Here is a 26498-nt window from a genome sequence, read left to right on the forward strand (position 1 = left end):
GGCTGTTCCGGCCATGGCAGCACATGAGTTCCGGGGGCGGCTCATTGTCCCATGCCCGAGGTCAGGTCAGAAGCCAGCGCAGTGTCCAATCGCACCTCCCGAAGCAGCGGGCGGGCGGCGTCGCCGATGAGCGAGAAACCACCCCAATAGTAAGGATGCGAGGTGAGCGGATCGTCCATCAATGCCAGGCGGGATCGGCCAAGCGCATCGCCGATCGTGGAGCCGGGCCCTTCCCGGAACATCTGCGAGATCAGCCGTTCAGTTGCGCTGTAGTCGTCCGGAGCGGGCCAGTGACTGGCCATGACCGCTCTGCCGCCGGCCCCGATGAATGACCGGACCAGGCCATCGAGCGCGGTTCCGCCGCCACTGCCCACCCCGGCAGCCCTTGTGGCCTCGATGCTGGCTTCACCGGCCGTGTCGCAGGCAGACAGGATTACGATATCGGCGTCGAGATCGAGATCGAAGATTTCCTCGAACGAAAGCAGGCCGTCGGACGTGCCTGAGCCGAACGAAGTCAGCAGCGCAGGCCGCGCCGGACACCCTGGTTCGGGCGGAGTGACCAGCCCATGGGTCGCGAAATGGAGCACGCGGAACTCATCCAGATCGCTACGCGCGGAGATGGCGCTATCCGTGAATTCGGCGCGGGTGAGTATCTCCGAACCGGCATCGCCGATCAGCCCTCGGGCGATCCTCAATTCCGCATCGTCGATCGGCTGGTTCCAGATGCCCGCGCTCCAGCCGCACCGGTTGCTGCCTCCGGCAATGACGGCACGGGCCTGCGGCGGCGGATCGACCCCGATGGGTTCGTTGCGACCAAGGCCGAGGTATTCGTGGGCGGCCTGCGAAACGCTGGCCTTGCGCGCATCGACAAAGGCCTGCGCCGATACGGCGGTGCTGATCTGCCGGCCCCGGCCAAGCCAGGCAACGCCGGTAAAGTCGTATTCGTCGCCCCCGGCAGCAACCCGTGCATCATAGCGGGAGACCGAAGCGGGATCGGTCACCAGAATATCCACGGGCAGCCGCAGGAAGGCACCGTCCGGCTCGAAGATCAGGTGGCGCACGGCGCCCAGATCGTCCGCTACAGGCGCGAACAGCCGATTGAACAATCGGTGTGCGCCGGAAATGTCATAAGGGTAGGTGACGAACTGCCCGCTTTCGAACAGCGAAATCGAGGCACGCAGCATATCGACTTCGAAGTCGAGGTCGCGCTCTTCCAGCATGACCTGCCAGGCGCGCGGGCCGCTGCGGTCGAGCCAGAAGACATAAATATCGGAGCCGACCAGTGCGAGCTTGGCGTAAGCTTCGCCCTCGCCCAGCGCGTCGCGGAAATCGGTCAGCGACAGCGCACGGGGTGCCACGACGCGATATTCGGGATAGTCGTTGAGCTGCACCTGGGTGCGCTGCTGCTGCTGTTCGAGCAAGGCGATCTGCTGCGCCATTTCGGCGACCATCGCCTCTGTGCCCGCGGCCGGTTCGGCCCGGCCAAGAGCTTCGTAACGAATCCGTGCGCGCTCGATGTCGCGCCCGAGGTCGGTCGACTGCCGGAACAGGCGTGCACCTTCGTCGGAACGGGCGCTGAGCTGACGGGCCAGCACTGCCTGCGTCTCCGCTACGCCAGGGCGAACCAGGATCTGGGTCGCCTTGAAGAAGTCTTCCGCCGCGACCGGATCTGTCGCCACGCGCCCCGCCAGCAAGCGGAAATAGGGGGCAAGACGGTTAGCAAATCCGGTCGCCGCGTTGCGGGTGCCGACAGTGCGGTTCACCAACCCGCGATAAAGCCCGAGAGCTTCCTCCTCCCGACCGGAATCTAGCAGGAGTTCGCCCAGCCGGGCTTCCATGGCGCTCACCGCGCGCCGCTCGGGATATTGGGCCTGCAGGATGGCCAAGCCGTTGCGCAGGTAGGTTTCAGCCAGTGCGAGGTCACCCTCTGCCTCGGCCATTGTCGCCAGCTCGCCCAGCACCTGGGCGCGCAGGCGGGTTATCGATGTGACCCGCCCGTCCCGCACGGCAGTCGCCCGGCTATAGGCATCAAGCAGCGATCTGCGCGCACCGGCGAAATCCCCACCCATCCGCTGGGCCGTACCGCGCAGTTGCAGGGCCTGCGCGTCGATGATTTCGGCGCGTTCCTCGGGCGAAAGCTGCAGCTCGTCCACGAAGCCGAGCGCGCCAGCCGTATCGCCGTTGAGACGGGCCGCGAGCGGGCGGTTGATCGCCAGTCGCCCTTCCAGTTCTTCGGCCCCCGCCAGCCTGCCGCTCAACCCGCGTTCAAGACGGGCCAGCGCAGAATCGTATTGCCCCTGATTGAGCAGGTGGATCGCTTCAAAATTGCGCTGAAGCCGTTCGGCAACGGGATCCCCTGCGGTCTGGCCCTCCGCCTCGGCAAACAGGCGATCGGCCTCCGCCGCTTCGCCCAGATTGCTCTTCTGCAAGGCCCGGTTGACCAGGAACTCGCCCGGATTGATGCCGCTGTCAGCCTCGCCCTCAAGCCTTTGTTGAAGGGTTTCGAAATAGGCTGCTGCCTCGGCATATTCTCCGCCCAGATTGCGGCGGTATCCTTCGGCCAGGGCCTGCGCGGGTTTGAGGGTTTCCGCCTGCACGCGGGCAAAAGCCAGCGGGTCAGCCACGGAAGTCGAGGCCACGTCGATCGCTCCACTGGCAACCGCGTTGTCGATGACCGAGCGCAGCGCGAGGCTCGTCGCGCTGTCATAGGCGGAAAAGCCGTCGGCCACCCACGTGGTGATGCCGCTGCGTTCAATCCGGGTGGTCCAGCCCAGTTCGGTGCCTGCAACCTTGCATGTGCCACCGGAACATTCGACCGCTTCCCGACGATGAGGCGCAATTCTTGCCGCGGGATCGCCCTCGAAGTTCCTGAAGGCGTAGACATTGGCAACCGGCAGCGCGGAATCCCGGCACACCACGGCCCAGCGCCGATCAAACGGAGACTGTCGCGCCGGGTTGCCGACGCTGCGGTCCTGCACCTGGCACAGGATTCCATCGCCGCTGCCGATCGCAAAACTGTCGCGCAGCAAGACAGGTCGCTCCTGCGCGGCAAGCGGCGCGGCAAGCGCGCTGGCCAGCATAAGGACGGCGTAGGATCCGCGTCGGACCATGCCAGGCAACCCTTCATTCCCGTCCGCGCCGCAGCGGCGCGAACCTCAGGTTGCGACCAAGTTTCTGTTTATCGTGCGAGCGAGCCTAGATAGCGCGTCGATTCGCACCTAGGACGTTTCGGACAATCGCAGGGGTCAGACCCGAATACTAGCTCCAACCGCCCCATCTGACGGATTCGTCCAGCGGAGCACGCGCCACTGGAAAGGCGTTGACCGGTGCTTGAGGATCACGGTAGCCGATTGCGACCCCGCAGAAAAAGATGTGATCCTCCGGGATGTCGACGACTTCCCGGATCTGCGGCGCATAGACCGCCCAGGCTTCCTGGTAGCAGGTGTCCAGCCCCGCCTCCCGGCAGAGCAGGCCGATGGTCTGGAGCCACATGCCAATGTCCGACCACTGCGGCGGGCCCATGTACTTCGGCGTGTGAACCAGCATCAGCACCGGTGCACCGAAGGCCTGGAAATTGCGCGCGAACCACATCAGGCGGCCGGTCTTGTTGTCCTTGGGGATGTCGAGCGCGCCATACATGGCTTCACCCACACCGCGCCGACGCACTTCATAGGCACCGTCAAGCTCGGGCGGGTAGACGTTGTATTCGGGCGCAAAAGCATCGCGACCTCTGGGCAATTCCAGCGCCACCCGGGCGAACAGGCTCTGGAGCGGTTCGCCCGTCAGCACGATCCCGTGCCAGGGCTGGGTGTTCCCGCCCGAGGGGGATCGACGGGCCTTTTCGAGGATAGCGGCCAGCACTTCGCGCTCGACCGGCTGGTCGAGGAAAGCGCGGACGGAGCGGCGTGTCTGGACAGCTTCGGTTACGTTCATCATTCCACCTCGAACAATCCGGCCAGCTGCTCGATGATCGTGCCGCCAAGCTGCTCCACGTCCATGATCGTGACCGATTTCTTGTAATAGCGCGTCACATCATGGCCAATGCCGATCGCGGCGAGCTGCACGGGCGAGCTCTTCTCGATCCATTCGATCACCCGGCGCAGGTGCTGTTCGAGGTATCCGGCGTTGTTGACGCTGAGCGTCGAGTCATCGACCGGCGCACCATCAGAAATCACCATCAGGATGCGGCGGTCTTCGGTCCGGCCCAGCAGGCGTTGGTGCGCCCACAGCAGCGCCTCGCCGTCGATGTTTTCCTTCAGCAGCCCCTCGCGCATCATCAGCCCGAGGTTGCGGCGCGCGCGGCGCCAGGGTTCGTCGGCCTTCTTGTAGATGATGTGGCGGAGGTCGTTGAGGCGCCCGGGGTGCGGTGGTTTGCCATCGGCAAGCCAGGCTTCGCGGCTCTGCCCGCCTTTCCACGCACGGGTGGTGAAGCCGAGTATCTCGGTCTTGACCCCGCACCGCTCAAGGGTGCGGGCCAGGATGTCGGCGCTGATCGCGGCAATGCTGATCGGCCGGCCCCGCATAGAGCCGGAATTGTCGATCAGCAGCGTAACGATCGTATCCTTGAACTCCTGGTCGCGCTCGACCTTGTAGCTCAGCGACTGGCCAGGGCTGATGACGACGCGGGCGAGCCGTGCCGCATCGAGCAGGCCCTCTTCCTGGTCGAAATCCCAGCTCCGGTTCTGCTGCGCCATCAGGCGGCGCTGGAGACGATTGGCGAGCCGGGTCACGATCGACTGCAGGCCGGTCAGTTGGCTGTCGAGGTAGGCACGCAGGCGGTCCAGCTCCTCGCTGTCGCACAGCTCGGGCGCTTCGACCACTTCATCGAACCGGTCGGTGAAGTACTTGTATTCGAAATCGTTCGGAATGTCGGTCCAGGGGCGGTTCGGGCGGACCGGCAACATGCCTTCCTCGCCATCCTCGCCCTGCTCGCCTTCGGCCATGTCCGAAGACGATTCCATCTCGGTCTGACTGTCACTATCCCCGTCGCCTTCAGCCATCTCCCCGGCCATTTCGGTGGTCTGGGGTTCATTGCCGTCGGACTGGTCCTCACCCTCGTCCTGCTGCTCGTCCTGGCCCTCATCCTCGTCGCCATCGTCCTCGTCGGCGGAGCCATCATCATCAGGACGGGTCAGCTCGAGATGCTGCAACATGTCGAGGGCAAGCGACTGGAATGCCTTCTGGTTGTCGATTGACAGGGCCAGCGCCTCGAAGTCCCCACCTGTCCTGGCCTCGATGAATTCGCGGACCATTTCCACACCGGCCCGCGCCCGTTGCGGCACCGGCGCACCGGTCAGCGCCTCGCGCAACATCAGCGCCAGCGCGGTCTGGAGCGGAACCTCCCCTTCGCCCTGCGCACGGGTAATCGGATCGGTCGCCGTGCGCAGCTCGACTGCGGCATCAAGATTGCCGCGCATCCCGCTGAAATTGTTGGCACCCAATGCTTCATAGCGGACTTGCTCGACCGCATCGTAGCAGGCCCGCGCGACCGGTTCGCTCGGCGCGTTGCGGTCATGCAGCCCGGCGTTGTGGTGCCGCAGCCGCAGGGCGAAGCTGTCGGCAAAGCCGCGTGCCTCGGTCGCCTGTTCCGGCGGCAGGGCGCGCCCCGGCAAAGGCACGCGGAAATTGTTTCCCGCAGCGCTCGGCGCGTCGGCGCTCCAGGCGACCTCGACCTCAGGTTCGCGCGCGACGGCACGTGCCGTAACGGTCAGCGCCTGCTTGAACAGCTCGAGAGGTGTCTTGTCGGCCACGAGCTAGAGAATGCTCTGCCCGGTCTTGGCCCAGTCGGCGAGGAAGCCTTCGATGCCTTTGTCGGTCAGCACGTGCTTGAACAGGCTCTTGATGACGGCAGGGGGTGCGGTCATAACGTCCGCACCGATCCGCGCGCTTTCCAGCACGTGGACGACATGGCGCACGCTGGCGACGAGGATTTCGGTTCGGAAATCGTAGTTGTCATAGATCAGGCGGATATCGCGGATCAGGTCCATCCCGTCGAACCCGTTGTCATCATGCCGGCCTACGAACGGGCTGATGAAGGTAGCCCCCGCCTTCGCCGCCAGCAGCGCCTGGTTGGCGGAGAAGCAGAGCGTGACGTTGACCATCGTGCCCTCGCCCGTCAGCGCCTTGCAGGTCTTCAGCCCGTCAATCGTCAGCGGCACCTTTATGCAGACGTTGTCCGCGATCTTGCGCAGGACTTCAGCTTCTTTCATCATCGTTTCGTGGTCGAGCGCAACGACCTCGGCGGAGACCGGCCCATCCACGATGCCGCAGATTTCCCTCGTCACTTCCATGAAATCCCGCCCGGACTTGGCGATCAGGCTGGGATTGGTGGTGACGCCATCAAGCAGGCCAGTGGCGGCCAGATCCTTGATGTCAGCGATTTCGGCGGTGTCGACGAAGAATTTCATGGCGCGGCAGGCTCCGGGAGAGATCGATTCCCCCGATGCTCTAACGAAGCCATGGCAGAGCCGCTAGCCCCGAGGGCCAATCAAAAAGCGCAGGTCCTCAAATGCGGGCGGCGAGTGCGAACACCCCGATCAGCAGGGGATCGTTAGTCGCGCGCGGGTTGCGGCGGATGGCGGCTTCCTCCGCGCCAATCTCGCTCCAGATCGCCTCGTTGACCGTATTCGAGAATCGCGCAGCCACCGCCGGCACGTCGATACCTGACAGGCGGGCAATGGCATCGCCGATCACCGGATCGCGGGCGACACGGATCGCCTGCCCAAGTTCGGGCACCATGGCCTCAACCAGAGTGCCGCCCATCTCTCCGCGCAGGAATGCCGTTGCTGCAGTCGGCCCGCCGCGCACCAGCGCCTCGGCCGCATCAATGCCCACCACGCGAACTGCGTCCGCCACAAGCGGAGCGGCCCGTTCTGCACCTTCGATGGCAAGATCGGCGAAAGCATCCTCCAGCCGGTCCTTGAACAGGGTCGAGGTCAGGATCGAAGAGAGGATGTCTCCGCGCGTACCCATGATGTTGCCGAGACCCACCTGCGCGACCTGCGCGTCCCAGAACCCGCCCGGGGCGACGAGCCGGGCAAAGGCGCGCTCGCTGGAGAGGAACAGCAGGCGGCGAATGGCCTCGGTCAGGCTGTAGCCGCCCGTGCTGGCACAGCCGCTGACGAGCAGCGCGCCACTCGCCAGGGTGCCCGCGATAAATGCCCGCCGCCCGGCCCTGCCATTCTGCAATCCAGTCATTTCCTCACTCCTTGCCTTGCCGCCACCGGCATCCACTGGCCATATGGCGCGCATATCATGAACCGTGTCCGACTCCTTGTCCTCAATGCAGCGCTTGGCGTGCTCGACTACCGGGTGCCGCAAGGGATGACGGTGGAACCGGGCAGCGTGGTGGTCGCGCCGCTCGGTCCGCGTCAGATTATCGGCATTGTCTGGGAGGCGGAACGCCTGCCGGGCGCGGAAGTGCCCGAGGCAAAGCTGCGCCCCCTGCTGGAGGCCTTGCCGGTTCCGCCGCTCAAGGCCCCCTTGCGCCGTCTGGTTGAATGGACGGCTGACTATTATTGCGCCCCGATTAGCGCGGTTGCGCGGATGGTCATTGGCTCGGGCAGTGCCCTGCGCGGCCCCGCCACCACCACGGAGTATCGCCTCACCGGCCGGGAACCTGATCGCATGACGCCCAAGCGTGCCCAGGCGCTCGATGCGCTGCAAGGCGAACAGGCCACCATGCGCGAACTTGCCGAGCTGACGGGCGTTTCCGAGGCCGTTCTGCGCGGGCTCGCCTCGATGGGCGTGCTGGAGCCGGTCACGGTGGATTGCGACCGGCCCTATCCGCAAGCGGACCCAGCGCACACCGATGTCACGCTGAGCGCCGTGCAGGCCGAGGTTGCGGCCGAATTGGTCGACGCGGTCGAGGCCGGCGCCTTTGCCCCGTTCCTGCTCGACGGCGTCACCGGATCGGGCAAGACCGAGGTTTATGGAGAGGCCGTGGCCGCAGCGTTGCGGGCAGGTCGGCAGGTGCTGGTCCTGCTGCCCGAAATCGCGCTGACCGAGGCTTTCCTGCGCCGGTTCGAGGACCGCTTCGGTGCGCCGCCGGTGACCTGGCATTCCTCGCTCAAGTCATCGGAACGCCGCCGCGCCTGGCGCGCGATTGCGGGGGGCACTGCGCAGGTCGTGGTGGGCGCCCGCTCGTCGCTGTTCCTGCCTTATGCAAACCTGGGCCTGATCGTAGTCGATGAGGCGCACGAGGTAAGTTTCAAGCAGGATGACGGCGTGCGCTACAACGCCCGCGACGTGGCCGTGATGCGCGCCCGGTTCGAACGCATCCCGGTGGTGCTCGCCAGCGCCACGCCTGCGCTGGAAAGCCTGCAGATGGCCGAAGCGGGGATCTACCGCAAGCTGGACCTGCCCGCCCGCTTTGGCGGTGCGCAGCTGCCGGAAATCGAATTGGTCAACCTGACCGAAGAGCCGCCCGAGCGCGGCCACTGGCTCTCGCCCAGACTGGCGGCCGCGCTGGCGGACCGGCTTGAGCGTGGGGAGCAGTCGCTGCTGTTCCTCAACCGGCGCGGCTATGCCCCGCTGACCCTGTGCCGCAAGTGCGGATACCGGTTCCAGTGTGCCAATTGTTCGGCCTGGCTGGTCGAGCACCGGTTCAGCCAGCGGCTCGCCTGCCATCACTGCGGGCATGAGGAAAAGCCGCCGCTGGCCTGCCCAGAATGCGGCGAACCGGACTGCATGGTCGCCTGCGGCCCAGGGGTGGAACGGATCGCGGACGAGGTCTCAGGCTTACTGCCCCAGGCCCGGATCGCGGTGGTTACCAGCGACACCCTTGGTTCGCCGGAAAAGGCCGCTGCCTTTGTCGCCGAAGCCGAAAGCGGCGCAATCGACGTGATCGTCGGCACCCAGCTGGTCACCAAAGGCTTCCACTTCCCAGAGCTGACTCTGGTCGGCGTGGTCGATGCCGACCTCGGCCTCGAAGGAGGGGACTTGCGCGCAGCGGAGCGCACATACCAGCAGATCGCCCAGGTGGCCGGGCGGGCCGGGCGCGGCACCAAGCCGGGCGAGGTCCTGATCCAGACCCGCCATCCCGAAGCCGCCGTGATCGCCGCCCTCGCCGCCGGGGACCGCGACGCCTTCTATGCCGCCGAAACCGAGGCCCGCCGCCATGCCGGTGCGCCGCCATTCGGCCGATGGGCTGCGATCATCGTGTCGAGCGAGGAAGAAGCCGAGGCCCGCGTGGCGGCCAACCGGCTCGGCGCAAGCAGGCCCGTCCTGCCCGATATCGCCGTGCTCGGCCCCGCCCCGGCTCCGATGGCACTGCTGCGCGGACGATACCGTTATCGCCTGCTCCTCAATGCCCGCCGCAGCGCGCAGGTGCAGGACGTGATCCGCGCATGGCTTGCCCGCCTGGAGTTTCCGCGCGGGGTGCGGGTGAGCGTTGACATCGATCCCTACAGTTTTGTCTGACCGTGCACGGACGGACTATCGACATTCCCCCTTGCAGCACGATAAGCAAAGCGGCGGCCGCCGAGAGGATCTGTGCCGCGCAGCTTTCGGGAGAATGCCATGCTCACTGTCCACCATCTCGGGATTTCGCAGTCCGAACGCATTGTCTGGCTCTGCGAGGAGCTGGAGCTAGACTACACGTTCAAACGCTATGACCGCCGCGCCGACAACCGGCTCGCACCTGATGAATACAAGGCGCTTCACCCCGCCGGCATGGCTCCGGTGGTGGAGGATGACGGCATGGTGCTCGCCGAGAGCGGGGCGATTTGCGAATATATCGACCGCAAATACGGCGGCGGCAAGCACTCGCCGGGTCCGGAGCATCCCGATTTCGCCCAGCATTTGTTCTGGTTCCATTATGCCAACGGCACCTTCATGACCAACGGCATGATGCAGCTGATGCTGGCCATGGCTGAGCCGCAGAACCCGATGCCCGCCGGATTCGTCGCAGACCGGACCGCCAAGGCATGGGCTCAGGTCGAGGAACGGCTGGGCGAGGCTGAATTCCTCGGCGGCGGTCAACTGACTCTGGCGGACATCATGATGGTCTATTGCCTGACCACGGCGCGGATGTTCCGCGAATCCACGCTGGATGGCCTGCCCAACACTGCCGCCTATCTCCAGCGGATCGCCGCGCGGCCCGCCTACCAGCGCGCCTGGGCCAAGTGCGAGCCGGGCGTAGCGCCCAACCTGACCTGACCGCAAAGTGAGCCCCCGCCCCGTCCTCGTTCCCTTGCTGGGGGACCAACTCAGTCACGGGCTGGCGTCGCTGCTAGATTGCGCTCCGGACAGTACCGTGATCCTGATGATGGAGGTGTGGGACGAGGCGACCTACGTGCGCCATCACCAGCAGAAGATCGCGCTGGTGTTTTCTGCCATGCGCCATTTTGCACAGGAGTTGCAGCAGGCCGGGTGGACAGTCGATTACATCCCGCTGGATGCCGCCGGCAATTGCGGCAGCCTGATCGGTGAGGTCACCCGGGCCATCGAACGCCACAATCCACGTCTGGTGCGTGTGGTCGAGGCGGCTGAATGGCGGGTGCAGCAGGCGATCGGCGAATGGGCCGACAAGTTCCCCTGCCCGGTCGAAGTGCTGGCCGATGACCGGTTCGTCTGCGCGATTCCCGAATTCGCCCGCTGGGCCGAGGGGCGCAAGGCGCTGCGGATGGAGTTCTTCTACCGCGAGATGCGCCGCAAGACCGGTCTGCTGATGGACGGGAAGGAACCTGCTGGCGGACAATGGAACTATGATGCGGACAACCGCAAGCCGCCCAAGGCCGGGCTGGCCTTTCCCGCCCGACCCCGGTTCGCACCCGACGCCATCACGCGCGAGGTGATGGCACTGGTCGCGGAGCGCTTCGGCGAGCACTTTGGCACGCTCGACACTTTCAACTGGCCTGTCACCCGCGCCGAAGCGTCAGCCGCGGCCGAGGTGTTCTTCACCCAGTGCCTGCCCCGCTTCGGCGACTATCAGGACGCCATGGTCGATGGGGAGGACGCGTTGTTCCACGCCCTGCTCTCCACCAGCCTCAACCTTGGCCTGCTCGATCCGCTGGAACTGTGCCAGAGGGCGGAAGCGGAATACCGCAGCGGCCGGGCACCGCTCAACGCGGCCGAGGGGTTCATCCGCCAGATCATCGGCTGGCGGGAATATGTGCGCGGGTTCTACTGGCTCAACATGCCGGGGCTGGCCGAAGCCAACGAACTGGCCGCCACCCGCCCGCTGCCCGAGTTCTGGTGGACCGGCGAGACCGACATGCGCTGCCTGTCGGAAGCAATCCGCAACACCCGCGACAATGCCTATGCCCACCACATCCAGCGTCTGATGGTGTTGGGCAACTTCGCCCTGATCGCCGGGATCGCCCCGCGCGCGGTGCAGGACTGGTTCCTGGCAGTCTATGCCGACGCCTACGAATGGGTCGAACTGCCCAACGTCGCGGCGATGGCGCTCTATGCCGATGGCGGGACCCTGGCGAGCAAGCCCTATGCGGCGAGCGGCAACTACATCAACCAGATGAGCGACCATTGCCGCCGCTGCACCTACTCACCGGCGATAAAGACCGGCGACGGGGCCTGCCCGTTCAACCCGCTTTACTGGCACTTCATGGTCCGCAACCGCCAGCGGCTGGAAGCCAACCCGCGGATCGGCCGGATCTTCGCCACCTGGGACCGGATGGCCGAGGCCAGGCGCGACGAGTATTTCGCAAGCGCCGAGGCATTCCTTGACCGCCTCGAACCGGCCCGGCCCGGCTGGGCGCGCCAGCCCTAGCCCCGCCGCCACATCGGCGGCACCACATTGCCCTGCTTGTGCGCCTGCCACACCATCCACAGGCCCGCCCCGGTCGCCACCACCAGCGCGAAGACCGAGGCTTCCAGCCCGAAGGCCCCGCCGGTCAGCAGGTCGACGCCCCTCATCCCAGCTTCGACCAGCCCGTCAACCTCGATGCCCGACACGCTGACATCGAACACCAGCCCCTGAGTCAGGTTCCACCCGGCGTGAATGCCGATCGCCAGCCACAGCGAGCGGGTCAGCATATAGGCCCCGCCGAGCAGGATGCCCGCCTCCAGCGCGATCGCGAAGGATGAGAACGCCGTCGCCCCCGGATTGGCCCAGTGGCCCAGACCGAACAGCGCGGAGCTGAACGCGAGTGCAATCCAGCTCCCGGCCAGTTCCTCGACAAAGCGGAACAGGATGCCGCGGAAGATCACCTCCTCCACGAACCCGGCAAAAACGCCGCCAGCCATCAGGAACGGCAGCCAGCCCTCCAGCGTACCCCAGCCGAACACGCGATAGACGCCGAACACCGCTGCGGCCCCGACCACTACCGCGAAGATTGCCGCCCCGGCGCCAAGGCCCAATGCCGTGTCGCCCAGCGCCCCGGCCATCGGCAGGTCGTCCTTGGGGTGGCGGCCCAGCCGGGCAACCACCAGCTTGTAAGCGAGGAACACTGCGCCCACCGCCACCAGCCCGCGCAGCACCGCGTCCGACCCTTCGCTCAGGCCCGGCGGCAAGGCGAAGTAGAGCGCCCATTGCGCCGCCCACAGCGACAGACCGACAGCCATCAGCCCCACCACCATGGCGACCAGCGGGAATTCCCAGATCTTGCGCCACAGCGGGCGGTCATCGGTGGCAACGGTAGCGGTCATGCGATCCCTCATGGTACAATTTGGCGCGAGGGAACGCATATCGCGCTTCCTGTCAATCCGCCCGGGCGGGATGTCCCGTTTCCGTGCGCTGACGGGGGCGATCCTTGCTGCCGGGTAGCCAGGATGGGACTTGCGCCCCCTTCCCTGTCATCGTCTCAGTTCAGGCGCGCCTCGATCGCATCCCAGATCATACCCGGAGTGTCGGTGCCGTTGAAGCGGTCGATGGCAATGATGCCGGTTGGCGAGGTCACGTTGATTTCGGTCAGGTATTTCCCGCCGATCACGTCGATCCCGACAAAGATCAGGCCGAGCCGCTTCAGCTCCGGCCCCATGGCCGCGCAGATTTCCTCTTCGACCGCGGTCAGGGTCGTCGCCTCGGCATAGCCGCCGACAGCCAGGTTGGAGCGGAATTCACCCTCCCCGGGTTTGCGGTTGATCGCACCCGCCACTTCGCCGTCGATCAGCACGATCCGCTTGTCGCCCTGGGCCACTTCCGGGAGGAACGGTTGCACCATGTGCGGCTCAGGCCAGGTCAGGTTGAACACCTCGAACAGGGCGGAAAGGTTATCGCCCGATTCCGGCACCCGGAAGATGGCCTTGCCGCCGTTGCCGTGGATCGGCTTGACCACCACCGCACCGTGCCGTTTCATGAATTCGCGCACTTCGTCGGCCGACCGGGTGACCAGCGTTGGCGGCATGAACCGGCGGTAGTCCAGCACCATGACCTTTTCCGGCGCGTTACGGACGCTGCGCGGGTTGTTGACCACCAGGGTTTCCTGCTCGATGCGCTCGAGCAGGTGCGTGGCCGTGATATAGCCCATGTGGAACGGCGGATCCTGCCGCATCAGCACCACATCGACATCGCGCCCCAGATCGAGCCGCCGGGCCTCGCCTTTCTCGAAATGATCGCCGGCCACCGGCCGGACCGTTACCGGGTGGGCCAGTGCATGCAGCCGGTCGTTCTCATCGAGCGTCAGCGCGCCGACATCGTAATGGAACACCTCGTGCCCCCGCTTCTGCGCCGCAAGCATCAGCGCGAACGAGGAATCCCCGGCGATGTTGATCGATTCGATGGGGTCCATCTGGACCGCGACGCGCAATGTCATTCGGATTTCCTCAAGGCTGCCAGGCGTTGACGATGTGGCGCGGGAACAAGTTCGGCGCAAGCAGCAGCACGTCGATCCGGATGTCCTCGCCATCTTTCGCATATTCGTGAGCGACCGCTTCGGCTGCCGCCGCCACCCGCGCAAGGCGGCGTTCGTCGATGGCGAGGTCCAGTTCGGCTGCGGTCGCTCGCCACTTCACTTCGACGAAGGCCACGACATTGCCGCGCTTGGCCACGAGGTCGATTTCACCGAGTGGGGTCTTGCGCCGCCGATCCAGGATGCGCCAGCCCTTGACCTGGAGCCACAGAGCGGCTCGTCCCTCACCCGCACGGCCCTGTTTCTCCGCCCGCTGGCGCTTCACGGGCGGCCCAGTTCCAGCGCACGGGCATAGAGCACCTTGCGATCAAGCCGCGTCGCCTTTGCCACCTGCGCTGCTGCCTGCGACGGCTTCAGCGTAGCCAGGGCCTCGCGCAGCAGAGTGTCGGGATCAAGATCACCGGGCGGTGCCGAAGATGGCGGGCCGACCAGCAGCACAATCTCGCCCCTTGGCGGATGCGCCGTGTAATGCGCGGCCAATTCTTCCGGAGAGCCCGTGCGGCATTCCTCATGCAATTTGGTCAGCTCGCGCGCCACGCTCACTTCACGGCCAGGCAATGCAGCAGCAAGGGCAACGAGCGTTTTGACCAGCCTCGGCCCCGTCTCATAGAATACCAGCGTGGCAGGAACCGATGCGAGGCCGGCGAGCACATCGGCCCGCGCCTTCTCCTTGGTCGGAAGGAAACCGGCAAACAGGAACCGGTCATTGGGCAGGCCGGACAGGGTCAGCGCCGTGATCGCCGCGCAGGCACCGGGCAGGCTGGTGACAGCAATCCCTGCTTCGCGCGCATCGCGGACCAGGCGGTAGCCCGGATCGGAGACCAGCGGCGTGCCGGCATCGCTCACCAGAGCGACCGCCGAATCCTGCATCAGGGCCAGCAGCCTGGCCCGGGCAGTTTCATCGCTGTAGTCGTCATAGCGCCACAACCGTTTCGAAAAGCCCAGATGTTTGAGAAGCTTGCCGGTCACGCGCGTATCTTCGCAGGCGACCAGATCGCACCGCTGCAAGACCTCGATCGCCCGCACGGTCATGTCACCAAGATTGCCAATCGGGGTGGCGACAATATAGAGGCCCGGTGAAAGCCGCTGGTCGGATAGATTGTGCGCCACGCGCATTGTCTTGGCGGTGCAATCAGGGAGTCGCAAGCATGAACATAAGCCAGAGCTTCTGGAAAACAGGCCGCCGCGCCATGATTCTGGCCGGGGCGACAGCGCTGCTGTCGGCCTGTCAGGTCATTCCCAAGACCGGTCCTACTGTCGCCGGTCCGGCGCCCGACACCTCCGGGCCGAGCGCCGATGCGCTGCCGCAGGATGAAACCCGCCACCGCATTGCCCTGCTGGTGCCGATGAGCGGCGACAATGGTGCGGTCGGCCAGTCGATTGCCAATGCCTCGACCATGGCGCTGCTCGATACCAATGCCGACAATCTGCGGATTACTACCTACGATACCACCCAAGGCGCACGCGCGGCGGCGCGCAGGGCCGTGGCTGACGGTAACAAGCTGATCCTCGGCCCGCTGATGGCGGACGAGGTTGGGCAGGTTCTGACGGAAACGCGGGCGGCCAAGATTCCGCTGATCTCGTTCTCCAACGATCCCTCGGTCGTATCGCCGGATGTGTTTGTCATTGGCCATGTGCCGGACCAGTCGGTCGAGCGGACTGTGGCCTATGCCCGCCAGCGCGGCTCGGCGCGGTTTGCCGCCATTCTGCCCACCGGGGAATATGGCCGCCGGGCGGAAGCAGCCCTGCGGGCCTCGCTCGCTGCCAGCGGCGGGACGCTGGTAACGATCGAAACCTACGACCGTGGCAACACCTCGATCGTCAGCGCAGCCCAGCGCCTGCGCCAGGCGGGCGGCTTTGACACGGTCCTGATTGCTGACAGCGCCCGGCTTGCTGCACTTGCTGCAGGCGAGCTGAAACCGCGCGGCGCAGGGGCAACCCAGTTGCTCGGCACCGAACTGCTGAGCGGTGATTCCGCCGTGACCCGCTCCGCTGCGCTGCGGGGAACGTGGTTCTCTGCCGTTTCCGACAGCCGCTACAAGCGCTTCTCGGACAGCTACAGCCAGCGCTTCGGGGGCCAGCCCTATCGCATCTCCACCCTTGGCTATGATGCTGTCCTGCTGACTTTGCGGGTGGCGCGTGACTGGCGGGTAGGCCGCAGCTTCCCGACCGCGCAACTGCGCGACGAAGGCGGATTTCTCGGCCTTGATGGTGCTTTCCGGTTCCGCCCGAGCGGAGTGGTGGAGCGGGCGCTGGAGGTGCGCGAGGTGCGCAATGGCGAGGTGGTCATCGTCAACCCCGCGCCCGAGGCTTTCGGCAACTGACGAAAACGCCCGCGCGCCGCTTGTAGGCCGCGCGCGGGCCCCTATAGCCTTGCATCATGTCTGATGACCTGTTTGCCGGAACGCCCGCGTCGAGCGGTGATTACAATGCTTCCTCGATCGAGGTGCTGGAGGGGCTTGAACCCGTCCGCCGCCGCCCCGGCATGTACATCGGCGGGACCGACGACCGCGCGCTGCATCATCTGGCGGCCGAAGTGCTCGACAACGCGATGGACGAGGCGGTCGCCGGCCATGCCACCCGGATCGAGGTCAGCCTTGATGTCGGCAACCGGCTGACCATTGCCGACAACGGCCGCGGCATTCCGGTTGACGAACACCCCAAGTTTCCCGGCAAATCGACGCTCGAGGTCATCCTGTCCACGCTCCATTCCGGCGGCAAGTTCTCGGGCAAGGCTTATGCCACCAGCGGCGGCCTGCACGGAGTCGGCGTCAGCGTGGTCAATGCATTGTCCAGCCATACGCGGGTGGAAGTGGCGCGTGACCGGCAGCTCTACGCGCAGCAGTTCGCCCGCGGGCAGACACTTGGCCCGATCGAGCCGCTCGGCCCCACTCCGAACCGGCGCGGCACCACTGTCGCCTTTACGCCTGATACAGAGATATTCGGGGACCGGCAGTTCAGCCCCAAGCGCCTGTTCCGGCTGGCCCGGTCCAAAGCCTATTTGTTCGCCGGAGTGGAAATCCGCTGGAAGTGCGCCGCCCCCCTGACCAGCGACGATGTGCCACCCGAAGCCGTGTTCAGGTTTCCGGGCGGCCTGGCGGATCATCTGGCCGAGCAGGTTGGCACGCGCGAATGCGTCACCACCCAGCCTTTCGCCGGACGGCAGGATTTTCCTGCCAATGACCTGGGCGAGATCCAGGGCAGCGTCGAATGGGCGATTGCCTGGCCGTTATGGTCGGATGGTTCGACCAGCTGGTATTGCAATACCGTGCCCAACCCCGATGGCGGCACCCACGAACAGGGCCTTCGCGCGGCACTGACCAAGGGCTTGCGCGCGTTCGGCGATCTGGTGGGCCAGAAGAAGGCCAAGGACATCTCGGCCGACGACGTGCTCACCGGCGCGGAAATCATGCTCAGCGTGTTCATCCGCGAACCGCAGTTCCAGAGCCAGACCAAGGACCGGCTGACCAGCCCGGAAGCGACCCGCCTGGTGGAGAACGCCGTTCGCGATCACTTCGACCATTTCCTGTCCGACAACATGGAGCGCGGCAAGGCCCTGCTCGGCAACGTCATGGAGCGGATGGACGAGCGCCTGCGCCGCAAGCAGGAACGCGAGATCAAGCGCAAGACCGCCACCAGCGCGAAGAAGCTGCGCCTGCCCGGCAAGCTGACCGACTGCTCCGGCGAAGGGCCCGGCGAAACCGAACTGTTCATCGTCGAAGGGGATTCGGCCGGCGGCAGCGCGAAGCAGGCCCGCGACCGCAAGACCCAGGCCATCCTGCCGATCCGGGGCAAGATCCTCAACGTCGCCAGCGCCACGGCGGACAAGATCCGTGCCAACTCCGAAATCGCCGATCTCGCCCTCGCGCTCGGCTGCGGGATGCGCAAGGACTGCGATCCGGAAAACCTGCGCTATGACCGCATCATCATCATGACCGATGCCGATGTCGACGGCGCGCATATCGCCACCCTGCTGATGACCTTCTTCTTCCAGGAGATGCCCGAGCTGGTCCGCCGCGGGCACCTGTTCCTGGCCCAGCCCCCGCTCTACCGGCTCACCGCCGGCAAGGAGAGCCGCTACGCCCGTGATGACGCGCACCGGGCGGAGCTGGAGGAAACGGTGTTCAAGGGCCGCAAGGTAGAGGTCAGCCGCTTCAAGGGCCTGGGCGAAATGAACCCCGGGCAGCTGCGCGAGACGACCATGAGTCCTGCCTCCCGCAGTCTCGTGCGGATCACCCTCCCGCCCGAATTCGAACAGCGCGCGGCGGTGAAGGAACTGGTTGACCAGCTGATGGGCCGGAACCCCGAGCACCGCTTTAATTTCATCCAGAACCGCGCAGGCGAAATCGACCGCGACCTGATCGACGCCTAGGTTCTCCACCACAATCGAAGGCCTGCCCTGCCCGGCGATGACGATTGGGGATTGTGGAAAAAACCGTCCGGTGCAAGCAACGCACACAAGAGCGCCGCAAGGCCCCGGGGTCGCGCAGGGTTCCCGAATTCGGAGGAGGAGAAACGACAATGAAGCATTACCTGATTCCAGCCAGCCTGGTGCTGGCCCTGGCCATCCCGGCTGCTGCAAATGCCCAGCAGGTGGGCGACTGGGTCCTGTCCCCGTGGCAGGACAGCTCGATGGATTTCCCGGGCGTGATCGTGGCGCGTGGTGGTGACAGTGTGACCATCCGCTTTGACGACGGTACCCGTGAAACGCGGCACGTCAGCGAAGTTCGCCCGTTCGATTGGCAGCGCGGCAGCCGGATTGCCTGCCAGTGGAGCGATGGGGAGTGGTACAAGGCGACCATCCAGCGCATCGATTCTGACGGCTACACCATGCAGATCCGGTATGACGACGATGGCACGGTGGAAAACACCAACACCGGGAAGTGCCATTCGCGCTGATTGCTTGACGGGGAGCGGAACCTGCGTGGCCGGAGGACGCCCGGCCCCGGACGCTCCCCCAATTCGATAGCTGTGGGCTCTGCCCCCTTGCGCCGCGCGCCGGCTCCCCTTAACGCGCACGTAAAGTTGCAAGGGACCACCGGATGACCGACAAGACACGTTTCGAGGGCACCAGCTCGTACATCGCCACCGAGGACCTGAAGGTCGCGGTCAACGCAGCCGTAACTCTGCGCCGTCCGCTGCTGGTCAAGGGTGAGCCCGGCACCGGCAAGACAGTGCTGGCCCACGAAATCGCCAAGGCGATCGGCGCGCCGATCATCGAATGGAACGTCAAGTCGACCACCAAGGCCCAGCAGGGCCTGTATGAATATGACGCGGTGGCCCGCCTGCGTGATGGCCAGCTGGGCGACGAGCGCGTCCATGACATCAGCAACTACATCCGCAAAGGCAAGCTGTGGGAGGCCTTCACCGCCCCCGAACTGCCCGTGCTGCTGATCGACGAGATCGACAAGGCCGACATCGAGTTCCCGAACGACCTGCTCCAGGAACTCGACCGGATGAGCTTCGACGTTTACGAAACGCACGAGCGGATCGAGGCGAAAGAACGTCCGATCGTCGTCATCACTTCGAACAACGAGAAAGAGCTGCCCGACGCATTCCTGCGCCGCTGTTTCTTCCACTACATCAAGTTCCCTGACCGGGAGACGATGCGCGAGATCATCGAGGTCCACTTCCCCGGCATCCAGAAGACGCTGGTGAGCAAGGCCATGGATGTCTTCTACGACCTGCGTGACGTGCCTGGCCTGAAGAAAAAGCCCTCCACCAGCGAATTGCTGGACTGGCTCAAGCTGCTGCTGAATGAAGACATGCCTCTGGATGTCCTGCAGAACCAGGATCCGACCAAGGCAATCCCGCCACTGCATGGCGCGCTGCTCAAGAACGAACAGGACGTGATGCTGTTCGAACGCCTCGCTTTCATGGCGCGGCGCAATCCCTGACCACTTACGGGCTCAGCTTCCGTCGAAGCTGTAGGCCAGTTCCGAATCGCCCCAGCGGCGGCCGTTAATCACCAGCGGCACATAGACGTTGCGGACGATCTCGTACGACTGGCCGTCGCCTTCCTGCCGGTACACCGCCATCATGTAGGGCGCGGTGCTCTGCTTGGCCTTCCGGTCAATCGGGTCGAGCAGGATGCGGCCGTTGCGGCAATACTTAGTGTCGTGGGCGATATCCCCGGTCGGCGCGCGGGAGCGGTCAGTGACGTGGGTCGGCAGGAAGCCTTTCATGTCGGCCGGCGAGCACATCCTGACTGCCCCGCCCTCGGCCACCACCGCGTCGATGACCGGGCGCCAGTGGGCGTCTGCCCAGTCTGACAGGCGGGTGCGATAGCGCGGCGGATTGCTGCCGGGAACCGGGCGGTAATCCTGGTCGAACAGGGCCTCCATCGTCAGCGTTCCCGCTGCAATCGCCCGCTCCGCCACATCGGCAAGGTTGCGGGCGTGCTGGAGCGCGCGCTCCACCACCAGGCTATCCTCGGGCGAGAGGCCAGCCTTGACGATGCCGTCGAACATTTCGCTGGCGGTCAGTTCAAGCGCCTCCATCCGGCGGTTGGCGACCTGAAGCTTGCCCTCATTCTCCAGCGCGGCGGCATCGAAGCTGTGCAGCACGTCCTGCACAGCGTGAACATGGCCGCTGATGGTGCCGGTGGCGCGGGCGATCTGGTCGTTCTGGCGGTCGACTTCCTCCACCAGTTGGGCCACTCCGGTAATGGTTTCCTCGATCCGTGCGACCGAGCTCTTGGCCTCACCGCTGGCGCGCGCGCCGCTTTCGATCCGCTCGATCACCTGCTGGGCTTCCAGACCCAGGGCGTCGATAGTGCGGGTGATCTCGATGGTTGCCTTGCGGGTGTCGGCCGCAAGGCCCTTCACCTCGTTGGCGACCACGGCGAACGTCCGGCCCGCCTCGCCTGCACGCATCGCCTCGATGGTGGCGTTGAGGGCGAGGATGTTGGTTGTCTCGGCGATCTGTTCGATGTCCTGCGAGCAGGTGCGGACCTGCTCCATGGCGGCAGCAAAACCGGTCACGTGCTGGGTCAGCGTCTCGACCAGCTCCAGCAGGCCGGTAATCTGGCCGAGCGAGGAATGAATGAGGTCCGTTCCCTGTGACAGCCGGTCAATCGCGCGCTCCGACAATTGCCGTGCCTCGTCGCTGGCGTCGGAGACCTTGCGCTGATCCATTTCCAGCGCCTCAACCGTGCCGCGCAGGGCGTTGTGCTCGGCCCGCAACCGTTCGGAGGAGTTGATCACCGCCTGCACAATCCCGGCAACGTCAGTGCAGCCAACGGTGACCTCGCCGCATTTTTCGGAGATGCGGCCGATCGCTTCGCTGCCTTCGGTGTCGATTACCAGATGCTTCATGCGCGTGTGCCCCTCGGGTGATGCGGGAGGGTCTAACCGGGCATGGTTAGCAAGCACTTAAAGCGGCTGGCTGGCCTGCCCAAATTACGCACTTGGCGCGGGGCCGCCGGTGCGGCAAAGGTGGGCCATGTTCTTCAACTTCATCGACGAGCTCAGGGCTGCCGGCATCGGGGCCAGTTTCAAGGAGCACCTCACCCTGCTTGAGGCGCTCGACAAGGACGTGATCGAGCAGACGCCGGAGGCGTTCTACTACCTCAGCCGCGCGACCTTCGTGAAGGATGAGGGCCTGCTCGACCGGTTCGATCAGGTGTTCAACAAGGTCTTCAAAGGCCTGCTCACCGATTACGGCCAGAACCCGGTCGATATCCCGGAGGACTGGCTGAAAGCGGTGGCGGAGAAGTTCCTCACCCCGGAAGAGATGGAAAAGATCAAGGCCCTGGGTGACTGGGACGAGATCATGGAGACGCTCAAGAAGCGGCTCGAGGAACAGCAGAATCGCCACCAGGGCGGCAACAAGTGGATCGGCACCGGCGGCACCAGCCCGTTCGGCAATTCCGGCTACAACCCGGAAGGCGTGCGGATCGGCGGCGAAAGCAAGCACAAGCGCGCGATCAAGGTGTGGGAAAAGCGCGAGTTCCAGAACCTCGACAACACCAAGGAACTGGGCACCCGCAACATCAAGATGGCGCTGCGCCGGCTGCGCAAGTTCGCCCGCGAAGGCGCGGCGGACGAGCTCGATATTCCCGGCACGATTGACGGCACCGCACGGCAGGGCTGGCTCGACATCAAGATGCGGCCCGAGCGGCGCAATGCGGTGAAACTGCTGCTGTTCCTCGATGTCGGCGGGTCGATGGACCCGTTCATCAAGCTGGTGGAGGAGCTGTTCAGCGCCGCCACGGCGGAGTTCAAGAACCTCGAATTCTTCTACTTCCACAACTGCCTGTATGAAGGCGTGTGGAAGGACAACAAGCGCCGCTGGCAGGAACGGACCAAGACCTGGGACGTGCTCCACAAGTTCGGGCACGACTACAAGATCGTGTTCGTCGGCGATGCGGCGATGAGCCCCTACGAGATCACCCATCCGGGCGGCAGCGTCGAGCATATGAACGAGGAAGCCGGCGCGATCTGGCTCAAGCGCGTGACTGATACCTACCCCGCGACCGTGTGGCTCAATCCCGTGCCGGAAAAGCAGTGGAGCTATTCGCAAAGCACCAAGCTGATCAAGCAGCTGGTGGGTGACCGGATGTATCCGCTGACGCTGGACGGACTGGACGATGCAATGCGGGAACTGAGCCGGAAGCACGGGGCCTGAACGCTTGACACCTGCTTGACGAACTTGACACCCCGTCAAGCAAGTACAATTGTTCTATTATTCTGTTTTATAACCTTTTTTCGGAACCCCGTCTAGCCCCTTGCCACCACCCGCCCCCGGGGCCGGGCGCATATCCGGCCCATACCCAACGCGATGTCCAGATCATGTTTTGCCCGAGTAGGAAAGTGATTACGGTCCCCCGGCGATGACCCGTGCCGTCCACACCCGCTTCGAGGCCGTCCGCCTCCGGCTCGAAGCCTTCGATCCCGGCACCGGCTGGCGGCTGTGGCTGTATGAATTCCTGCTGTTCGGGTTCAAGCAGGCCTGGGCCTGCCTGTTCGGCGCCTTGCTGCTGGCGCTGCTGCTGGGGACGCACCTGTTCTACCCGGATGACACCCCGCTCCACCGCTACGATTTCCTCACCCTCGCCGCCATCGCCATTCAGGCCGCCATGCTCGCCTTCCGTCTGGAAACCTGGCGCGAGGCGCGGGTGATCCTGATCTTCCACGTCGTCGGCACCGTGATGGAGCTGTTCAAGACCGCCGCCGGATCATGGACCTATCCTGAGGCGAGCGGGCTCCACATCGGCGCGGTGCCGCTGTTTTCCGGCTTCATGTATGCCGCGGTGGGCAGCTATATCGCGCGGGTATGGCGGATTTTCGATTTCCGCTTCAGCCACTATCCGCCCGCGTGGGCGACCTGGCTGCTGGCAGCCGCGATCTACGTCAACTTCTTCGCCCATCACTGGACGGTCGATATCCGCCTCGGCCTGTTCGCGGCCACGGCGCTGCTGTTCTGGAACACCCGCGTCCATTTCCGCAACTGGCGCGCGCACCGCTGGATGCCGCTGCTGCTCGGCTTCGGACTGGTCGCCCTGTTCATCTGGTTTGCCGAGAACATCGCCACCTTCGCCAACGCCTGGCACTATCCCGGGCAGGAGGACGGGTGGGAGCCGGTCTCGATTACCAAACTGGGCAGCTGGTACCTGCTGATGCTGATCAGCTTCGTACTGGTGGCGCTGGTGCAGCCGGTGCGGCAACCGGACCGTTAAAGGTCGCTCGACCCCCACAGCCGCTCCGCGCGGACCCAGCCCACCCGGCCGCCGACATCGAACTTACACCAGCCATATTCGCATTTGCCGAGCTTGCCGATCACGCCGGGTTCGGCATTCCAGCGCAGCTTGGCGCTATCATCCGGCCCGGCCCGCAGGGCGGCCAGCCCTTCCCCGATCACCACGGCACCGCGATCAGGGCTGAGCAGGCTGGCCGAAACCCACCCCTGCTCCCCTTCCGGATCGACCACCAGGCGCCAACCCTGCGACACCCGCACCACCTTGAGCGGCAAACCCGGCCGCTTGTAGACCCAAGCGATCTTGTAGTCCGGGCTCGGCCCGACGCGCATGTAAAGCTCGGGCGCGCGGATGGTGGCCCAATAGGGCACCTCGCGCTGCTGCGCCGCCAGCGGCGCCCCCATGATCAGGGCAAGAAGGGCGAACAGCGAAAGAATGCGTGGGGCCATACATGAAACACTAGCGCCCGGCGCAGGGCCGTAACAAGCGATTCGGCATCCCCAAGCCAGCCTTGCTTGACCAGTCCGCCCCGGACCGCCTAGCGAACGGGCATGACCGACCACTCTTTCCCCCCGACCCGGCGACTCGAAGGCAAGCCCCGCGTGGTCGTGACCCGTCACCTGATGCCTTCGGTCGAGGCCCGCCTGGCCGAGCTGTTCGATACCTCACTCAACACCGATGACGTGCCGTTCTCGCGCGAGCAGCTGGCCGATGCCATGCAAAGCGCCCACGTGCTGGTGCCGACCGTGACCGACCGGATCGATGCCGCGCTGATCCAGGGCGCCGGGCCGCAGCTCGGGCTGATCGCCAGCTTCGGGGCAGGCACCGATCACATCGATCTGGCCGCAGCCCATGCCCGCAAGATCATCGTGACCAACACTCCGGGCGTGTTTACTGACGATACCGCGGACATCGCGATGGAAATGATCATCGGCATCCCTCGCCGCGTGCGCGAAGGCGTGGCGATGGTGCGCCGGGGCGAATGGACCGGCTGGACCCCCACCGCCCTGCTCGGCCGCAAGCTGGCCGGCAAGGTGCTCGGCATTGTCGGGATGGGCCGGATCGGGCAGGCCGTGGCCCACCGCGCCCGCGCCTTCGGGCTGGAGATCGCCTACCACAACCGCAAGCGGCTGCCCGAGGCGCTGGAGCGGATGCTGGGCGCACGCTATGTGGAATCGCTCGATCTGCTGGTGGCTGAGGCGGATATTCTCTCGCTGCACTGCCCCGCCACGCCGGGCACGCAGCACCTGATGGATGCCCGGCGGTTCGGCCTGATGAAGCCCGGCGCCTGCCTGATCAACACCGCGCGCGGAGACCTGGTGGACCAGCAGGCGATGATCGCAGCCCTCGCCTCGGGCCAGCTCTCCGGCGCCGGGCTGGACGTCTATCCCGACGAACCCAACGTTGATCCGCGCCTGCTCGATCTGCCCAACGTCATGACCCTGCCCCACATCGGCAGCGCCACCCGCGAAGGACGCGAAGCATCGGGCGAGAAGGTGATTGCCAACATCCGGTTCTGGGCTGACGGCCACCGCCCGCCCGACCAGGTGCTGGAAGGGCTCGTCTGAGCCTCAATCCCCTGTCAGGATGCGGTCCACCAGTTCCTTCACTGTCGGCGTGTAGTTGTTGGAATAGAACGGGTCCTGCTTGAAGCGGTAGGCCGCGTGGCCGGCGAAGGCCAGGTTGTTGTCCGGATCTCCGCCGTGGGCGATGTCCTGCAGGGTCTTCTGGATGCAGAAGCTGCGCGGATCGGCAAGGCGGCCGGTGGTGTGATCGTCATGGTCCTTCCAGCTGGAAAAACCGCAATGGCTGAGGCAGCCCATGCAGCCCTGCTGGTCGGCGCGGATCTGCTCGGCGCTTTCGGGCGTGACGAACACCACGGTGTTGTCCGGCGTCTTCAGGGCTTCGGTGAAGCCTTCCGCGATCCACGCCAGTGCCTTGCGCTGGTCACCCGGATGGACCCAGAAATACTTGGCCTTGCCGTGATCGGAAAGGGGCACGGTGCCCTCTTCCTCGTCGCGCTTGAAGATCGGGATCTGCCGTTCGCTGCGGTGCATCAGATCATAGAGGAAGGGCGTCTTCACCGCGCTGGAATAGAACCCCGTGGGTGAGAACTTGTGCAGCAGCACGTCGCCCGGTTCGACCGTGCGGAGCATGTCCTTCCACACCTGGGGGATCGGGCTCTCCTGCGTCAGCAGGGGCCGGGTGCCGAACTGGAACAGGATCTTGCCCAGTTCCGGATTGTCGATCCAGTTTTCCCATTCGCGCAGGAACCAGACGCCGCCGGCCATGACGATCCCGGTATCTTCGCTCACGCCCTCTGCCCGCATGGTATCGCGCAGCGCCTTGACCCGGGGGTACGGGTCTTCCGGCACCAGCGGATCCTCGGCGTTGGACAGGCCATTGTGCCCGCCGGCCAGCCACGGGTCTTCATAGACCACCGCCGCCATCAGTTCAGGAACCTTGGAATAGCTGCGCTTCCACAGCGCGCGGAACGCGCGGGCGGAGCTGACGATCGGCAGGTAGTGGACGTTGTGGCGGGCGGCGATCTCGGCCAGCTTGTAGGGCATCCCTGCACCGCAGGTAACGCCCGTTACCAGGCCGGGGCAGTTCTCCAGCACCCCTTCAAGGACCTGCTGCGCCCCGCCCATTTCCCACAGGACGTTGATGTTGATCGCGCCCTTGCCGCCGGAGATTTCATGCGCGCGCCGCACTTGCTCGGTCGCTCCGTCGATGCCGTAGCGGACCAGCTGCTCGAACCGTTCCTTGCGGGTGGCCTGGGGATAGACCTGCGGGATCGGGACGCCGTCCTCGTCGTAACTGTCAGCGTTGACCGCGCTGACCGTGCCGATGCCGCCAGCGGCGGCCCAGGCGCCCGAGCTCATGTGGTTGGTCGCCGATACGCCCTTACCGCCTTCGACCAGCGGCCACACTTCCCGGCCACCATAGACAATCGGCTGCAAACCCTTGAAATTCATTATATTTCCGATCTC

At 65.3% G+C, this 26498-nt stretch carries 22 protein-coding genes; 10 read left to right on the top strand and 12 right to left on the bottom strand.

The features are described from left to right. Positions 1–41 precede the first annotated feature (41 nt). The 5 genes from U4960_RS10415 to U4960_RS10435 form a co-directional block, all read right to left on the bottom strand. Positions 42–3110, bottom strand: a complete 3069-nt coding sequence (locus U4960_RS10415; RefSeq protein ID WP_324260569.1) for a CHAT domain-containing protein — start codon at positions 3108–3110, stop codon at positions 42–44. 148 nt (positions 3111–3258) lie between these two features. After that, positions 3259–3936, bottom strand: a complete 678-nt coding sequence (locus tag U4960_RS10420) for a nitroreductase (protein WP_324260570.1) — start codon at positions 3934–3936, stop codon at positions 3259–3261. Then, the gene (cobT, locus tag U4960_RS10425; RefSeq protein WP_324260571.1) at positions 3933–5750 is read right to left on the bottom strand and encodes a cobaltochelatase subunit CobT; all 1818 of its coding nucleotides are present in this window, start codon (positions 5748–5750) and stop codon (positions 3933–3935) included. The genes U4960_RS10420 and cobT overlap by 4 nt, the downstream gene beginning before the upstream one ends. Before the next feature lie 3 nt (positions 5751–5753). Then, complete coding sequence (fsa, locus tag U4960_RS10430; protein WP_324260572.1) at positions 5754–6407, bottom strand: fructose-6-phosphate aldolase; 654 nt, start codon at positions 6405–6407, stop codon at positions 5754–5756. A 97-nt stretch (positions 6408–6504) separates the two neighbouring features. Then, positions 6505–7197 carry a DUF4197 domain-containing protein gene (locus tag U4960_RS10435; RefSeq protein ID WP_324260573.1) on the bottom strand — a complete coding sequence of 231 codons (693 nt, stop codon included), beginning with the start codon at positions 7195–7197 and terminating at the stop codon, positions 6505–6507. Between the two features lie 57 nt (positions 7198–7254). Here U4960_RS10435 and U4960_RS10440 point away from each other — a divergent pair, with 57 nt between their 5' ends. The 3 genes from U4960_RS10440 (at position 7255) to U4960_RS10450 (ending at position 11728) form a co-directional block, all read left to right on the top strand. Then, positions 7255–9420: a primosomal protein N' gene (locus tag U4960_RS10440; RefSeq protein WP_324260574.1), complete on the top strand. Its 2166-nt coding sequence runs from the start codon at positions 7255–7257 to the stop codon at positions 9418–9420. Between the two features lie 99 nt (positions 9421–9519). Next, the gene (locus U4960_RS10445) at positions 9520–10158 is read left to right on the top strand and encodes a glutathione S-transferase family protein (RefSeq protein ID WP_324260575.1); all 639 of its coding nucleotides are present in this window, start codon (positions 9520–9522) and stop codon (positions 10156–10158) included. Positions 10159–10165: 7 nt separating this feature from the next. After that, entirely contained in the window at positions 10166–11728 is a 1563-nt protein-coding gene (locus U4960_RS10450) for a cryptochrome/photolyase family protein (protein ID WP_324260576.1), read from the top strand. Here the strand turns inward: U4960_RS10450 and U4960_RS10455 are convergent. The 4 genes from U4960_RS10455 to rsmI all read right to left on the bottom strand — a co-directional run bounded on the left by U4960_RS10455 (position 11725) and on the right by rsmI (position 14924). Continuing rightward, complete coding sequence (locus U4960_RS10455; RefSeq protein WP_324260577.1) at positions 11725–12606, bottom strand: CPBP family intramembrane glutamic endopeptidase; 882 nt, start codon at positions 12604–12606, stop codon at positions 11725–11727. The genes U4960_RS10450 and U4960_RS10455 overlap by 4 nt on opposite strands. Before the next feature lie 155 nt (positions 12607–12761). After that, positions 12762–13712 (bottom strand): glutathione synthase, encoded by a 951-nt coding sequence (gene gshB / locus U4960_RS10460; protein ID WP_324260578.1) that lies wholly within the window; start codon positions 13710–13712, stop codon positions 12762–12764. 10 nt (positions 13713–13722) lie between these two features. Further along, positions 13723–14073 carry a YraN family protein gene (locus U4960_RS10465; protein ID WP_324260579.1) on the bottom strand — a complete coding sequence of 117 codons (351 nt, stop codon included), beginning with the start codon at positions 14071–14073 and terminating at the stop codon, positions 13723–13725. Continuing rightward, entirely contained in the window at positions 14070–14924 is an 855-nt protein-coding gene (rsmI, locus tag U4960_RS10470; protein WP_416379064.1) for a 16S rRNA (cytidine(1402)-2'-O)-methyltransferase, read from the bottom strand. Before rsmI ends, U4960_RS10465 begins: the two co-directional genes overlap by 4 nt. A 32-nt stretch (positions 14925–14956) precedes the next feature. Here rsmI and U4960_RS10475 point away from each other — a divergent pair, with 32 nt between their 5' ends. The 4 genes from U4960_RS10475 to U4960_RS10490 all read left to right on the top strand — a co-directional run bounded on the left by U4960_RS10475 (position 14957) and on the right by U4960_RS10490 (position 19705). Then, the gene (locus U4960_RS10475; RefSeq protein ID WP_324260581.1) at positions 14957–16132 is read left to right on the top strand and encodes a penicillin-binding protein activator; all 1176 of its coding nucleotides are present in this window, start codon (positions 14957–14959) and stop codon (positions 16130–16132) included. 56 nt (positions 16133–16188) lie between these two features. Further along, positions 16189–18180 carry a DNA topoisomerase IV subunit B gene (gene parE, locus U4960_RS10480; protein WP_324260582.1) on the top strand — a complete coding sequence of 664 codons (1992 nt, stop codon included), beginning with the start codon at positions 16189–16191 and terminating at the stop codon, positions 18178–18180. Between the two features lie 149 nt (positions 18181–18329). Further along, positions 18330–18707 (top strand): hypothetical protein, encoded by a 378-nt coding sequence (locus U4960_RS10485; RefSeq protein WP_324260583.1) that lies wholly within the window; start codon positions 18330–18332, stop codon positions 18705–18707. A 143-nt stretch (positions 18708–18850) separates the two neighbouring features. Next, on the top strand, positions 18851–19705 hold the full coding sequence (locus tag U4960_RS10490) for an AAA family ATPase (protein WP_324260584.1): 855 nt from the start codon (positions 18851–18853) through the stop codon (positions 19703–19705). A 12-nt stretch (positions 19706–19717) separates the two neighbouring features. On the opposite strand, the gene U4960_RS10495 is transcribed toward U4960_RS10490, so the two are convergent. Then, the gene (locus U4960_RS10495; RefSeq protein ID WP_324260585.1) at positions 19718–21124 is read right to left on the bottom strand and encodes a methyl-accepting chemotaxis protein; all 1407 of its coding nucleotides are present in this window, start codon (positions 21122–21124) and stop codon (positions 19718–19720) included. A gap of 127 nt (positions 21125–21251) precedes the next feature. Here U4960_RS10495 and U4960_RS10500 point away from each other — a divergent pair, with 127 nt between their 5' ends. Continuing rightward, positions 21252–22436 carry a vWA domain-containing protein gene (locus U4960_RS10500; RefSeq protein WP_324260586.1) on the top strand — a complete coding sequence of 395 codons (1185 nt, stop codon included), beginning with the start codon at positions 21252–21254 and terminating at the stop codon, positions 22434–22436. 205 nt (positions 22437–22641) lie between these two features. Then, on the top strand, positions 22642–23487 hold the full coding sequence (locus tag U4960_RS10505) for a DUF817 domain-containing protein (RefSeq protein WP_324260587.1): 846 nt from the start codon (positions 22642–22644) through the stop codon (positions 23485–23487). Here U4960_RS10505 and U4960_RS10510 read toward each other — a convergent pair. Then, positions 23484–23954, bottom strand: coding sequence for an SH3 domain-containing protein (locus U4960_RS10510; RefSeq protein WP_324260588.1), 471 nt, complete (start codon positions 23952–23954; stop codon positions 23484–23486). The genes U4960_RS10505 and U4960_RS10510 overlap by 4 nt on opposite strands. A 102-nt stretch (positions 23955–24056) precedes the next feature. Here U4960_RS10510 and U4960_RS10515 point away from each other — a divergent pair, with 102 nt between their 5' ends. Then, a complete protein-coding gene (locus tag U4960_RS10515) occupies positions 24057–25073 on the top strand; it encodes a 2-hydroxyacid dehydrogenase (RefSeq protein WP_324260589.1) in 1017 nt (338 codons plus the stop codon). Between the two features lie 3 nt (positions 25074–25076). On the opposite strand, the gene U4960_RS10520 is transcribed toward U4960_RS10515, so the two are convergent. Further along, positions 25077–26483 (bottom strand): NAD(P)H-dependent flavin oxidoreductase, encoded by a 1407-nt coding sequence (locus tag U4960_RS10520; protein WP_324260590.1) that lies wholly within the window; start codon positions 26481–26483, stop codon positions 25077–25079. Between the last annotated feature and the right edge of the window lie 15 nt (positions 26484–26498).

The sequence above is a fragment of the Altererythrobacter sp. H2 genome (assembly GCF_035319885.1).
In the GTDB taxonomy this organism is placed as follows: Bacteria; Pseudomonadota; Alphaproteobacteria; order Sphingomonadales; family Sphingomonadaceae; genus 34-65-8.